Here is a 14,297-nt window from a genome sequence, read left to right on the forward strand (position 1 = left end):
CATGAGAAAGCTTTTTATAATCTGTATACTGTATTCATTCACCCAGGGACTTACCGCCCAGGTAGGAATAAATACTAACTCCCCTAATTCTACCCTCCATGTGGATGGTGACGTAATTATGGACAATGCATTATACCTTGAAAACCCGGGTGCGTCGTCTAAAATTCGTAATTCTAATCTTCTTATTTCACTTCAGAATAGCGATATAGTGGAATACGATATCGATGTAAGCAAATACGGTCCTATTAATTATACCGAATTTGTTTTCAGAAACTTATCTGCAGATGGACTTCAGGATTACGACACCAAGATTTCCATAGACGATTATATTGTTACTGTACAGGGTTATTATTACCTGGAAGCCGGTACCGGTGATACCGATGTAATGACCAACAGTAACAACGGTAATGATAATATTGAAGGCCATCAGATCTATGCCTACAAGAATACTACCACCAATACATGGTTTATTAGAGCCTTTATCAATGATGCTGTCTTTAAAACGAGAGTTGCAGGAGTATTTTTAGATACCCCGGTCGATATGTACCTTAACCTGATCATTTACAGACGAGGGTTTATTTCGAAAGAACTGAACTCACTAAGCGTGGATATGGGGAACCTCGAAACAGGTACAGCTCCGCTACCTGCCGGATTCTAAAATACAATGTAAATAAGTTATCTTTGGCTAAAAATTAATTTATGATTTTAGCGATCGGACCATGGCAACTACTTATAATAATCGTACTAATTCTCTTTATGGCGGGACCGGTTCTCTACCTTATCATTAAAGGAAAGAACGATAAGAATAAGAAGTAAACTTTCTATTTCAGAATCACTTTCTGAATATGAGTGTTTCCATCAACTTCCAACGCTACAAAGTACAAACCTTCAGAAAGCCGCTTTCCGGCTCCATTAGTTCCATCCCATACTATTTGTTGTTTGCCGGTGTTTGCTCCTTCAAATAAAGATCGTACCATTTGTCCCTGTATATTATACACTGCGAGCCTGGTGGTAGCGTCTTGGGCTGTATAGAATTGTAAAGTTGTTGATTCTGAAAAAGGATTCGGGTAACTTATAAAACCATATCCTTCTGCCTTGGCAATTTCCTCTATCCCAAGAGTGCCATCGGGAGAAATTCGGGTGTAATACACATCCTGCCCACCATTGAGCGTATTACACCATGCAAGGTGTGCATATTCTACATCCGATTTCATATCGAAATAATCGCCCATTTTATTCTGACTAGGATACCCGATCGTAGGATCGAACATATCCGAAATCACCAGATAGTCATTCCAGCTATTCCCAAAGTCGTTAGACCAGCAGTAGATGAGTTGGGAGTCTACAGTCCCGGCAGGTGCTGTACTGGTATCAAGGTAAACTACATCAATTCTTCCATTTGGTGCTACAGACATGGTGCCGAACCACTGAAATGAACTTGTTCCAATATCGGCGTTTATCCGTACCGGGGGATCAAAACTCATCCCACCGTTCGTACTTTTGGCGAACATCACATCGGCCGGATCTCCATTACTTGTACGGGAGACCGATGCCACAACATATACGTTCCCGTCTCCGGGCCCACCGGAATTATCGGTATCGATCCAGGCCTGTCCCACCAATCCTGCCGGATTTACATCGGCCTGAGCATAGACCACACCATCCAGATCCAGAGGGGTAACGAAATCCCAGTCTACAACCTCCCCGGCATCTTTTGCGTTGGTGGATTTTACAACCACCATTCCTCCGCCGGATCCATTACGCCCTACCAGGTAGAGATCACCATTCCCATCGGCCTTTAAAGTGCCCCAAAACGGCTGATTATCAATCGTCACACAGTTCTCGAAACTGGCACTGTCATCTGTAGATCGTGTGAAAGCCCCGGGGGCACAGGTGGTGAACGAAGTGTTCCAATACGAATAGTTATGACCGGATCCAGTGCTTAAACTCTTGTCTATGGTCATCCACTGTTTATCCCCGCCAAAGGCAGGAACAGGATTTTCCCAGGTAGTACTTCCATCGGTTATTTTAAAAACATCGCAGGCAAAGGAACCCTGCAAACTGTTGTAATAGAAATTTCCGTCCTTATCGAAATCGAGTACCGGATCGGATCTAAAATTACCGGCATCCAAAACTCCGGGAAAAGTAAAGTTAAAACCACCATCTAGAGAATAACCGTAACCAGCCTGCCTGAAATTATTGCTTATAATATCAAACTGTCGCCACCCGATCACAATTCGGTTTGGATTTAATGGGTCTATGGCTAAGGAAGGTTCGTTGCCTGCATCCCCTACTATATTATCGCCATTGGCATCCACATTCACCTGGGTAGTGTAGAAATTAGGAGTTCGAACATTATATGCGGGAGTACGGGCCATTCGGCTTTTATCTACCGGCACATAAGGATCGTCCGGAACTTCGTTATGCATAGCTCGAATTTCATCTATGGTCTGTGCATTTCCGAAGACATAAAAAAGATTTACAATAAATAACAGAAGAAATAATCTATTCAATTTCATAGCTTTTTAATTTTTTGGCTGAATACATTTTAAATATATAACTTAATCTATACCTATAAGGCGTAAACAGGGGCTTTCCTGTCTTGATTTATAAATTTCAGGAGGTAGAAACTTTTAAAACGGCACAAAATCACAAACGCACTTGGCAATATGATACCTATTTAAGAATATCCAAAAAGCGTTATAAAGTATATGAAATTTACATATTTAAAGCTAAGCGGTAAGAGGAGTTGATCAGGCCCAAGAGTTTATGGCATTTTTTTTGAGAATCTGTAATATATCTAACACCTAATCCATCACCTCATGCCTAATCGTAGAAAATTACCCACAGTACACGCAGGAAGTATGGCGGATATCGCCTTTTTATTACTCATTTTCTTCCTGGTAACAACCACAATAGCAAAAGATAAAGGAATCGCCCGAAAGCTACCTAAAAAATGTCCTCCCGGACAGGTTTGTAGTCTCCCTATCCAAGAACGTAACGTGTTGCGACTTTTCTTAAATGATACGGGAGAACTGCTTGTGAATGACGAAATAATTCCTGTGTCACAATTAAAAGAAAAACTCATCGAGTTTATCGACAACAACGGGGATGGAAGTTGCCACTATTGCAATGGTTTGGGATCACTTCATTATTCCGAAAATCCGAAAAAGGCCGTGATATCCTTGAGTACAGATAGGCTGGCCGCGTATTCGGAGTTTATAAGAGTACAGGATGAGATCACTAAAGCATACCTGGATCTTCGTGAAAAATATGTCTTGGATCTTCTGAAAAAAACAGTAGCAGAACTTTCAGAATCCGAATTAGAGGAAGTAAAGACTGCTTATCCTTTTTTAATTTCAGAAGCTGAAATAAATTAATGGATTAATTGTAAGAATATCTATATATTGTGCTCTAAAATTTCCCACTTATGATGAAATCACTATACGCCTTTGCCCTACTGTTTTTCTCGTTTTTTACAACTATTTCTGCACAGGAACGACCTGTTAAGATCGTTGATGAACGAGTTCAAAATAGATTGATGATCTATGCCGTAAATGAGAACGAGCTGGATCTGGATGTTTCCATCAAGATCGAAGGGACAGGATTCCGTCAGCGTGCAGGCGTGCCAAGGCTTCACAGAGTTCCTAAAGCCTCCAAAGTTAATATTGCCAGCCTGGTAATTGAACGAGGTCGCGTACCGGTTTATACTTACGAACTAACGGTGAACGATAGCCTTTCCAGACGTGTAGTGCGCAAGCCCGCCGAACAGATCAAGATCGACCCTAAAAAGAATATACTCGTATATCTAAAAGAGGGCTGTACGTCTTGCGATAGTCTTGTAAGTAAACTGGATAAGAGTTATTACAAATACCGGAGTATGGATCTGCGTGAAAAACCTGAAGTAAAGGATTTCCTGGTTCGTACTTTTAAGTACACTAAAACCCCCTACGATTCTATTACAAACCCTATCATTAGCCTTGGAGGGACTTTGTATTCGGAAATTGAGACCTATGAGCAACTAGTTGCTAAGTTGAATGATGAAGTCACTGAAAATTCTGATGAAGCTGAGGACGAAGGCGACGGAAACTAATTCCGGGCTCATATCTCTTATTCTTTAATAACCACCACGGTAGCTTTGTGTCCTGTAAGTAAATTCCATTCGGCCGCAGAGATCAATTGGCCTTTATCATTATAAACGTGTAATTCGGCAGTGTTAGGTCCTGAACTACCTTGATTCAGCGCCTGGAAATCTATTACATTTTTACCCGGTTCTAACGTAAGTGTGAACCCTCCAAAAGATCCTCCAAGGGAAATTTCAGACTGAACCACATCTCCATTCACAAAAACCCTGATCTTGTCGCCATCTACAAATTCGTGATCCCTATATTTTACTTGTACAAACCCTCCTGAAGTCGTTACATCTCCCAAAAACTGGTCGCGACCATATTCGTCTTTCGCCTCTTTGTCTTTTTTAAACGCCTTGGGAACAATATTGGATGTGTAATCCATGAGCCCGTCTCCTTGGGTGAAATCCACCTTATCCTTATCATCATTAATATCGAGGGTTGTGTTGGGCTTAAGTGATGGATCGTAGTTGCTTAGGCTGGGCTTACTTATTGGTGGTAATTCAATACCTTCCGGTGCCTTAAAATTATCTTCCACTGGTTCCAGCTCCAGTGGTACATTTCTATTATCGATCTGGGCACTAAGCTGAGTGACTGAAAAAAGGAAGAAGATCAGTATAACGAAAAGTCGCATTATTTTTTTTTCTGAATCCATTACAACAATTACACCAAATTATAAGCCGATTTAAATTTTAACCAATTTTTTAACGGTTATCACATCGCCGGCGGCGTTTAATATATTTAAGAAATAGATTCCCGAATGAAGATCTGATGTATTGCTAATATGCAAGCGCGAGTCCTCTTTCTCGAATGCTATGTCGATACTTCTCCCGGAGATATCGTATAGCTTTAATTCTGAAATCTCATCAATGATCTCATTGTTTGCAATTACCGTAATAGAATTGTTGAACGGATTGGGATATACTGTTATTCCAAAGGTTTCATTGTTACTATTTCCTAATATGGAATTCTCGAATACTCTTACTGTAAAGTCGTCAAAATAGAAACCGTCACCGGGGATAGAATTATCGGTGGTCATTCTAAATCTGAAACGTACATCACTAAAACCTGCGTAAGCATCCAGTTCCAGAAGTTCTGTCATCCAGTTTTTATTTCTCGAATACTGTGCTAAAGTAACCCAGTTTGATCCTCCATCTGTAGATATCTGCAGGTCCACATAATCGTCGATCTCGACAGACCATTTACAGGCAAAAGTAAGGACAGGCGTGATATCTCCGGTAAAATCGAAACTCTCATTCAATGTAAAATAATTCACGGTGTTATTCTCTCCATTTCCTCCATCCGAGTCACCAAAACTGGAATTTCCACTATACGAATCATCTGCTACTACACCCCATTGAATTCCATTTCCTGTGGCGGTCCAACTCCCGGCTCCTGCCTCGGCATCATCGAAGAATAGGGTGGTTTTTTCACCTACATAGACCGGAATTACGATGGATTCATTCTCAACCCCATCCTGATATGTAGTAACTATTAGGTCGAAGGAGCTGTCATTAAATCCGGAGTCCAGACTAATAATGAACGGACTCGCACTGTTATCTTTTCTTGTTCTGGCGGCCACTGTACCATATCCATTGGCTGTAGGGACCATTACGTTGGGATGGCTAGTTGAAACAATCACACTTACATTTTGCGCGTCTGCTCCTACCCCCGTATTCTTGATCTCAACCACTAACTGAAATGATTCGCCGGGTAATACATCTCCAATTAAGGTATGACTTTGTACATCCAGATAAGCGCCTGCTATCCAGGATTGATAAAATAATGGTCGGACATTCTCGTCTACCAAAGCAAAAATAGTACTTGGTGTAGGCCAGAATCCGTTACCATCTATCTCGGGGGTCCATCCGTAAATGCCCTCAGAATGTAAATAATCGCGGGTAGTCCCACAACTGGTATAACCTAACATCTGAAAAGTTACACCATAAGGATAATCGTTCTCGTCTAAAAAGGCCGAGGCCCATTCAGAATACGTATTAAATTCGGGTGGAGAAGTATCAAACCCATAGGGCATCAAATAACTTCCCGCTGTGCTATGGGTTGAAAATGCAGTATTGGGCTCTATCACGTCGAGAAAATCGCGTACAGCCGTGGTTTCCGGCTCCGAAAATGGAGCTGTTCCACGGTAGGTCCCTGAACAAGGATCGGTACTGGAGCAGGATCCGTTCACACCGTATCCAAAACTATAGTTTCTGTTAAGATCTACCCCCGTGCATCCACCAGTATTTGGATTTCTGTTCTTTCGCCAAAAACCTCCTCCATTGGGGTTGGTGGTCTCATTGTATACATAACCATCGGGGTTAACTACCGGAACAAAATAGATCTCTCGATTATCCACCAGAAACTGCACCATGGGGTCGGTACTATAATTTTCAAGTAACCAGAACATATAGTTAATGGTAGTTGCCATGGATAGTGGTTCTCTGGCATGGTGTAAGGCATCGAAATAGGCAGCCGGTTCCGGTTCATTAATGTTTGGATTGTCGGATATTTTAACCATCCAGATCGGCCTTCCCTCTATACTCGTACCTATACTTGTTCGTGCTGTGATCAGGTTAGGGAAGTTTTGTTTCATTTCATCCAGCTTGGCTTCTACTTCCGCGAAAGTATAGAATCCACCCATAGATCCCAGGTCGAATCCCGCTGCTACGTTCGATGATCGGGTCATTTGCTGTTGGTTCTCCAGGTCGTTGGCCAGCATTTCCAGATAGTAAGCATTGTAATCGGGGATGGTTATCTCATACCGAAATCCATTCGCCCTCAATCTATCGATCTCGGTCTCGGTGAGATAGAGTGAGATACTTTGCTTGTCCTCAAATTCCGGGTGGTCCACATCAAAATTTAGCCCGGACAAACGTTCCAGCATGTTATTGTCCTCAAAGAACACCTTTACTTTGCTATAGGTAGGTTGCTGGGCATTGAGCATGGTGCTTCCCATCAGGAACATAACCAACAATATTGAACAGCTAAATATCTTTTTCACAATAATGCTTACTTTTTGGGTTTCAGGGCAACAAGGTACAAAATAAGTACCATGAGCGGAAGTATAACATATATAATGAGATCGGCCGGGTTAGACAGATCCAGCGGGGTATTGTCATCGGGATGAGGCACCCCGGTTGGAATTTGAAGTGACCATTTCTTCAGAAAAAACAACATGATTCAATTTTTATTTTAAAATACATAATTATCGGTCTAATAAACACGGTTTTAACAAATTATGTTAAGTATTTTGAATTCTCCTTTCTGAATGTTATAATAGATGGTTAACCTAAAAAACACTTCGCTACTATATGAGACAATTGAAAATTACGAAACAAGTTACCAATCGTGAAACCAAATCCCTGAATGTTTATTTACAAGATGTTAGTAAAATAGAAATGATCACCGCCGAAGAGGAAGTAGAACTCGCACGGCGTATACGCGAAGGCGATCAAAGAGCGTTGGATAAATTGGTAAGATCTAATCTTCGATTTGTAATTTCAGTTGCAAAACAATATCAAAATCAGGGTGTTAGTCTCCCCGACCTTATTAATGAAGGCAACGTTGGTCTGGTAAAGGCTGCAAAACGTTTTGATGAAACACGCGGTTTTAAATTCATCTCGTATGCTGTCTGGTGGATCAGGCAATCTATTCTTCAGGCTCTAGCCGAGAAATCCAGAGTAGTGAGACTGCCCTTGAACAAGATCGGACTCATGAACAAAGTACGAAAGGCGGCTATGCACCTGCAGCAAGTCTACGAACGGCAGCCAACCATTGCCGAAATTGCCAAGGAACTCGACGAAACTCCGGCTAAGGTTAAGTCGGCTCTAAAACAGTCTGGCAAAAGTCTTTCTATGGATGCGCCTTTTCAGGAAGGAGAGAATGAAAATAATCTTTACGATGTACTTAGGTCTACCGAAAGCCCTGTCCCAGACAGGGAACTTATGCGTGAATCCCTGCAGATAGAGATAGAAAGAGCTCTCGATACCTTACCAGATAAGGAGGCGGATGTGGTCCGACTTAATTTTGGTTTAGCAGACGAACCGAGCATGAGCCTGCAGGAGATTGGCGATACCTTTGGATTGAGCCGTGAACGCGTAAGGCAAATTAGAGAAAAAGCTATCCGGCACTTAAGAAAAGATCATAAAAGTCATATCCTTAAAAAATACCTAGGCTAAAAATCAACAAATTTTTTCGGTAGGAGATTTCTTGTTAAGATCTGGCACCCAGATTTAACATAACAATAGCAGTTCGTAGGGAAAACTTTTCACCTTTGCTCATATATCTTTGTATTACAAACCTTAATACTTAGTTAAATGAAAAATCTAATTGCACTAACCCTGCTATCAGGAACTGTACTTCTTGCATCCTGTGTTTCTAAAAAGAAGTATGTTGAACTTGAGAACCAGTACAACAACACCAGATCCACCCTTACTAAAACACAACTTGAAAAAGAAGAGATCGAGGCTAAATACGCCAAGATCGAAGAACGCGTTGCCAGTTACAACGCAAAGATCAACTCACTTACCCAGGAGAATGTAGATCTGGAGAGCAATAGTCTTAGAAACTACGGAAACGTAGTCCTTTCAAACAAAGATAAGGAGCAGATGAAGGCTGCCCTTGCCAATGTTGATCAAACCGAATTAGCTGAAGCCAAAACACTTCAGGATTCCATGAACCTTATTGTTTCCTACAACCTTAAGAAAAATCTGGATAATAACCTGATTGCCGAAGGACAGGAAGATGACATCGAGATCAACATCGATGAAACTGTGGTTATGATCACAATTTCAGACAAACTTTTATTTAATTCGGGAAGTTACCGCGTAAATCCAAAAGCGAACAACTTGCTTCAACGCCTTGCGGAGGTAATTAACAGTGAACCAGCTATGGAAGTGCTTATTGAAGGTCACACCGATGCCAGAACAGTAAAACCTGGTGCACATATTAAAGACAACTGGGAACTTAGCGTAGAGCGATCTACCGCAGTGATCAGAAAACTTCAGGATGAGTTTGGAGTTGCACCGGAAAAACTAATTGCGGCGGGAAGAAGCAGCTATGCTCCTATCTCCGATAACGACACCGAAGAGGGGCGATCTAAAAACAGGAGAACACGTATTGTGATCCTCCCGAATCTAGACAAATTTCTGGCCCTGCTTTCTGCTAATTAATGCTATAGCCTTATAAACAACGTAGAAAAAAGTGGCCTCCGGGCCACTTTTTTTATTTACGATCTCTAATTGGGCGATTTAAAACCACGATTGGGCGAAAACTCATTTTCAAAACCTAATTAGGTATGCCTATTGTACTCTGAAATGTAATTAGACTAAAAAACCATCGAGATGAAAATTGAAGAATCGAAATACAAGTTTATTTACCGGCACAAGATCTCAGAGCCATTTGGTAACTTTTACATATTCGATGATTATGTGATCTCCGAGATCAATGAAGGAATTCATTTTAACTGGGCGCTGGCCGAAATTGTAATTGAACAGATCTACGATTATTTTGGCTCGCGTGATGTGAAATTGAGTTTTATATCCAACAGGATAAATTCCTATTCTCTTCATCCTCAAGACTGGATGTGTTTCTACAAACAAGGATATCAATTGCAAGCTTATGCCATCGTAGCATATAATAAAATTGGCATTATGAATGTGATCCTGGAAAAACTGTTTTCACAAACACGTATTAGAAAATTTCATCATCTTGATGACGCTGTAAACTGGATCGAAGAAATAAAAACCCGGGATCTGGAGAGCTACGCCTAACTTATTTTCTAGCGGCCGGTGGCATACTTGGCCTCACTTCAATTTTAGAAGGCAGGGTTCGAGGATGCATTTCCAGAAGATCGACCACGAGCTTTCCTATATCTTCAATCTGTATTTTCCAGGCATCGGAGGCATCTGGTTCATTTCCATTAAAGTATGTTGCTACACTACCCGGCATAATGGTGCTAACTTTTATACCGTACTTTCTCAGGTCGAGCATGGCCGCCTGCGTAAAACCTGTTAGGCCAAATTTACTGGCGTTATAGGCGGAGCCACCAGCGAAGAAGTTAGTTCCAGCCAGGCTGGAAATGGAAATATAATAGCCTTTACTTTCCTTCAGGGCATCCAAAGTTGCTTTCATCGTGTAAAAGGCCCCTGTTAAATTCGTTTCTATCGTTTCCTGCCACTGTGTAGTTGTAAGCGATTCTACACTCCCAAAATGTCCTATTCCCGCATTGGCAATTACAACATCGATCTTCCCAAACTCTGCCATTACTGCCCTCATAGCCTTTTCCTGACTCACAAAATCACGTACATCGGCTTCCAGGCCCAGCGCACGACTTGAGTTACCCAATCTTGTGTTGAGATCGGCAGCAGCCTCTTCCGCACTTTCCAGGGAACGTCCGGTAATGGCTACATGCGCACCCTTTTTCATTAAAGCTTCGGCTATCCCTAGACCTATTCCTTTTGTTCCACCTGTAATAAGCGCTACTTTTCCATTAATTTCCTCCATGACCGTTCTTTTTGTTCAAAGTTACAACAGCTTGAATAAGTACGTAATTAAATTATACTTAAATTTAACAGTAATGAAGAAAATCGTCATCGTTTTTATCTTCCTTATGGGAAGTACCGGTATTTCCCAATCCAAATTAGTTGATCTTAGGGAGCTTTCTTCTGAATTTGATTACGAGATACGATATGCCACCAGTAACAATTTTCTTGGTGAGACTTTATACGATTGTGCCCGCTGCCTGTTGCAGCAGGAAGTGGCTGAAGCCCTACTAAAAGCAAACCAGTACTTTTGCGAATTAGGGTACAAGATCAAATTATACGATTGCTATCGTCCGTTAGACGTTCAGAAGAAAATGTGGGCAAAGGTCCCACGAGCTACCTATGTGGCTAACCCCTACGGAAAAGGTTCTATCCACAACAAGGGTGCAGCGGTCGATATGACCTTAGTCACCCTGGAAGGCTGCTATGTGGAAATGGGCAGCGATTACGATCATTTTGGGCGGGAGGCGCATATCGATAATTTAAATTTCCCCGAGGATGTTCTGGCCAACCGAAAGGTACTTATTGAAGGCATGAGAAAATTCGGGTTTAATACCATCCGTACAGAGTGGTGGCATTTCAGCTTCAGAAAAAATATGTCCTACCCTACCATGAATGAACCACTACCCTGTGACCGTTAGATTTACAGCTCGCCACCTTGTAAGGCACCAATTTCATTTCCGAAGATATCCAACTCCACAACCTTCTTTCCCAGTTTCTTAACTTCTTCCAATTGAGTAGCTCTATCACCAACAACCACATAGATCATTTTATCTTCCTGCATATACTTATCTATGGTATCCTTAAAATCTTTCAAGGTCATTTCCATCAATTGCTGTTGTTCCAGATCGATAAAGTTCTTTGGTTTACCAAATTTATCGATATGGGTAAGTATACCCAGCTTGGCATTAAGCGATTCGTAAGCACGGGTATTTTGTTTTACCACTTTGTTCTTGGTGAGTGCTACGTCCTCCTCTGTAAATCCCGATCCGTAATCTTGTATCATTTTCTGAATGATCTCCAAAGATGGCAGCGTGGCATTAGCCCTAACACTGGAAGTAATTGTGAATGGCGCGGTGATAGTACGATCCGGGATACGCGAATACGCCCCATAGGTGTATCCTTTTTCAATACGTAATGTTTGAAAAAGCCTTCCACTGGAACCACCCCCTAATATCTCGTTGGCAAAACTTAGTTTTGCGGCGTCCGGATCGGTTGCCGACAGAGCAAGAGAACCAATATAGAGTACAGACTGTTTGGCGTTCGGAACATCAATAAAATAGAGTGTTGATCCATCGGTGGCGTTGGTGACTTCTAAATTGGAAGACTTAACTCCTTCACCTTTCCAGTTATTCACCAGGCTCTCAACCGCCTTGTTCACTGTAGCTTTATCTATATCACCTACTACTTTCAAGCTCGCACCACCCGGCTTCAGAAATTTATAATATTCCTTTACATCCTCCAGGGTTACATTTTCGGCAGTTTCCAGGTTCCCACTGGTGGGCATACCGGCTATATGATCCGGGCCATAGATCAACGTATTAAAGTTAAGAGCCGCGATGGCGTTAGGATTGGCCTCTCTACCTTTAAGTCCGGTTTTCCATTCTTGTTTCAGTCGTTCGAAATCTGCCTCATCCCATCTGGGTTGTAACAACATTTCCTCCACCAATGCCATGGTAGGCGTAAAATTTCGGGATAAACAACTCCCCGAAATGTTGATCTCTTCCAGGCTTCCGTCAACTGAGATGCTGGAGCCAAGAAGTCCGATAGCCTCTTCAAGTTCGGCTGAAGTTTTACTAGCCGTACCTTCATTCATCAGGTCTGCTGTGAATACCGCCAGTCCCGATTTATCTGCCGGATCCAGCAGGTGTCCGCCCGGAATACTAATATTGAAAGTTACAATAGGAAGCTCATTATTTTCAATACCCAGGATTTTCATGCCATTATCTGCTGCGCTTTCCCATACCGTTGGCATTTTAAAGAGCGGCGCATCACCAAACGGTGGTTCAGACCTGTCGTATTTTGAGGGTGTTTTTTCGTATTCGGCTTCTTCCCCCTGCGCTACCTGCTCATTCGCTTTCATCGCAGTGATCTCCTCCTGCCAAACAGTTGCTTCTGTCGCGCCTGATACAGCTAGTTGAGGACTGGCGGCCGGAACCACACTGGTCATAACAAAATGTTTTCCTTTAATGTAGGTATTATACACGCGCATTACATCCTCGCGAGATATTTCCTGCAGGTATTTGGCACGTTTTGTTATATACCCGGGGTCGTTCCCAAATTCGTTGTCCTGAACCAGTTGAAACGCTTTATTTAAAACTGTGGCAACTCCATAGTAGAGGTCGGTTTCCAGTTCGGCTTTGATGCGTTGTAGCTCGTTATCGGTAAAGCCGCTTACCTCAAACCTTTTTAAGCCTTCATCGATCGCTGCCTTTACTTCATCCAAAGGCACACCTTCGTTTGCCCGAACCCTAAGGACGAATTCACCTGCCAATTCATTGCTGTTGTTATACGAGGATACCCTGGGAGCAAGTTTCTTCTCTTCTACTACGGTCTTATATAACGGAGATTTTTTACTGCCACTAAGCAGTTGTCCTAATACCTGTAATGCGTATTCATCTTTGTTGTATTGTTCAACACTAGGAAAAACCATTCTAAGTTCCGGCAGCTTTGCAAAATTATCGGCAAACGAGAGGGATTTCGTTTCTGTTAAGGTTACAGGCATGGGCTTTAACGGCTCTACTTCCGGTCCTTTTGGTATTTCCCCAAACCATTTATTCACAAGTTTTTTCGTTTCTTCAACATCGATATCACCTGCTATCACCAGGGATGCGTTACCCGCGCCATAGTATTTGTGATAGAATTCCTTTACATCATCGAGGGTAGCAGCTTGCAGATCGGGTAAAGATCCTATTACGGTCCAGCTGTATGGATGTCCTTCCGGATACAGGTTCTTTCTAATGATCTCATCGGTATAACCGTAAGGAGCGTTATCCACCCGTTGCCTCTTTTCATTCTTCACTACCTGCTTTTCGCGCTCAAGGGCAGCTTCGGTAACTGTATTGATCATGTATCCGAATCGATCGCTGTCGATCCATAATATCTTTTCGAAGGCATCCTTGGGTACTACCTCATAATAGACAGTACCATCACTCCAGGTACCTCCGTTTCGGCTTCCGCCCCATTCCGGGATCATTTTACGATTGGCGCCTACCGGAACATTTTCCGAATCATTAAAGCTCATGTGCTCGAAGAAATGTGCGAAACCGGTCTTTCCGGGCTTTTCTCTGTTGGAGCCCACATGCATCATAGTGGCAACCGCCACTATCGGGTCGCTTTTATCAACGTGAAGAATTACCTCCAGGCCGTTATCCAGCGTAAATTTTTCGTATTCGATACTAAAGGAGTCTGTGGTAGATTGGTCTATTGATTTTTCGGAGCAAGAGAATAGAAGGATCAATGTAAATAAGAAGGGAATGATCGATAAGAATTTCATTATTTTAAGGTTGTTAGTTAATGGCTTTCAAGATACCGTCTTTGAATAAATTGCCATGCTAAAGATTTCTTAAATTCGGTCTATCCGCATCCATTGCATTATCTTTGCAGCAAAATTTTTGATTTGAAT

Annotated in this window: 13 protein-coding genes; 7 read left to right on the plus strand and 6 right to left on the minus strand. The window is 42.1% G+C overall.

Annotated elements, in window-relative coordinates; genetic code table 11:
- Position 1: 1 nt before the first annotated feature.
- The gene (locus C5O00_RS12880; RefSeq protein WP_105217240.1) at positions 2-658 is read left to right on the plus strand and encodes a hypothetical protein; all 657 of its coding nucleotides are present in this window, start codon (positions 2-4) and stop codon (positions 656-658) included.
- Between the two features lie 163 nt (positions 659-821).
- On the opposite strand, the gene C5O00_RS12885 is transcribed toward C5O00_RS12880, so the two are convergent.
- Complete coding sequence (locus tag C5O00_RS12885; RefSeq protein WP_105217241.1) at positions 822-2,519, minus strand: T9SS type A sorting domain-containing protein; 1,698 nt, start codon at positions 2,517-2,519, stop codon at positions 822-824.
- A 303-nt stretch (positions 2,520-2,822) separates the two neighbouring features.
- On the opposite strand from C5O00_RS12885, the gene C5O00_RS12890 reads away from it, so the two are divergent.
- Complete coding sequence (locus tag C5O00_RS12890) at positions 2,823-3,380, plus strand: ExbD/TolR family protein (RefSeq protein WP_105217242.1); 558 nt, start codon at positions 2,823-2,825, stop codon at positions 3,378-3,380.
- 50 nt (positions 3,381-3,430) lie between these two features.
- The gene (locus C5O00_RS12895) at positions 3,431-4,093 is read left to right on the plus strand and encodes a hypothetical protein (RefSeq protein WP_158676862.1); all 663 of its coding nucleotides are present in this window, start codon (positions 3,431-3,433) and stop codon (positions 4,091-4,093) included.
- A gap of 17 nt (positions 4,094-4,110) precedes the next feature.
- Here C5O00_RS12895 and C5O00_RS12900 read toward each other — a convergent pair whose 3' ends face one another.
- The 3 genes from C5O00_RS12900 to C5O00_RS12910 are packed head-to-tail and all read right to left on the minus strand — an operon-like array spanning position 4,111 to position 7,307.
- Positions 4,111-4,761: a hypothetical protein gene (locus tag C5O00_RS12900; RefSeq protein WP_158676863.1), complete on the minus strand. Its 651-nt coding sequence runs from the start codon at positions 4,759-4,761 to the stop codon at positions 4,111-4,113.
- A 51-nt stretch (positions 4,762-4,812) separates the two neighbouring features.
- Positions 4,813-7,131: a M14 family metallopeptidase gene (locus tag C5O00_RS12905; protein WP_158676864.1), complete on the minus strand. Its 2,319-nt coding sequence runs from the start codon at positions 7,129-7,131 to the stop codon at positions 4,813-4,815.
- Positions 7,132-7,139: 8 nt separating this feature from the next.
- Entirely contained in the window at positions 7,140-7,307 is a 168-nt protein-coding gene (locus C5O00_RS12910; protein WP_105217246.1) for an adenylosuccinate synthetase, read from the minus strand.
- Between the two features lie 134 nt (positions 7,308-7,441).
- Here C5O00_RS12910 and C5O00_RS12915 point away from each other — a divergent pair, with 134 nt between their 5' ends.
- The 3 genes from C5O00_RS12915 to C5O00_RS12925 all read left to right on the plus strand — a co-directional run bounded on the left by C5O00_RS12915 (position 7,442) and on the right by C5O00_RS12925 (position 9,901).
- A complete protein-coding gene (locus C5O00_RS12915) occupies positions 7,442-8,308 on the plus strand; it encodes a sigma-70 family RNA polymerase sigma factor (RefSeq protein ID WP_105217247.1) in 867 nt (288 codons plus the stop codon).
- 138 nt (positions 8,309-8,446) lie between these two features.
- Positions 8,447-9,301: an OmpA/MotB family protein gene (locus C5O00_RS12920; protein ID WP_105217248.1), complete on the plus strand. Its 855-nt coding sequence runs from the start codon at positions 8,447-8,449 to the stop codon at positions 9,299-9,301.
- 171 nt (positions 9,302-9,472) lie between these two features.
- A complete protein-coding gene (locus C5O00_RS12925) occupies positions 9,473-9,901 on the plus strand; it encodes a hypothetical protein (RefSeq protein WP_105217249.1) in 429 nt (142 codons plus the stop codon).
- 1 nt (position 9,902) lies between these two features.
- Here the strand turns inward: C5O00_RS12925 and C5O00_RS12930 are convergent, their stop codons facing one another.
- Complete coding sequence (locus C5O00_RS12930) at positions 9,903-10,634, minus strand: SDR family oxidoreductase (RefSeq protein ID WP_174688603.1); 732 nt, start codon at positions 10,632-10,634, stop codon at positions 9,903-9,905.
- Positions 10,635-10,707: 73 nt separating this feature from the next.
- On the opposite strand from C5O00_RS12930, the gene C5O00_RS12935 reads away from it, so the two are divergent.
- Positions 10,708-11,313, plus strand: coding sequence for a M15 family metallopeptidase (locus tag C5O00_RS12935; protein ID WP_105217680.1), 606 nt, complete (start codon positions 10,708-10,710; stop codon positions 11,311-11,313).
- 2 nt (positions 11,314-11,315) lie between these two features.
- Here the strand turns inward: C5O00_RS12935 and C5O00_RS12940 are convergent, their stop codons facing one another.
- The gene (locus C5O00_RS12940; protein ID WP_105217250.1) at positions 11,316-14,168 is read right to left on the minus strand and encodes a M16 family metallopeptidase; all 2,853 of its coding nucleotides are present in this window, start codon (positions 14,166-14,168) and stop codon (positions 11,316-11,318) included.
- Positions 14,169-14,297: the final 129 nt, after the last annotated feature.

This window comes from Pukyongia salina (assembly GCF_002966125.1).
Lineage (GTDB): Bacteria > Bacteroidota > Bacteroidia > Flavobacteriales > Flavobacteriaceae > Pukyongia > Pukyongia salina.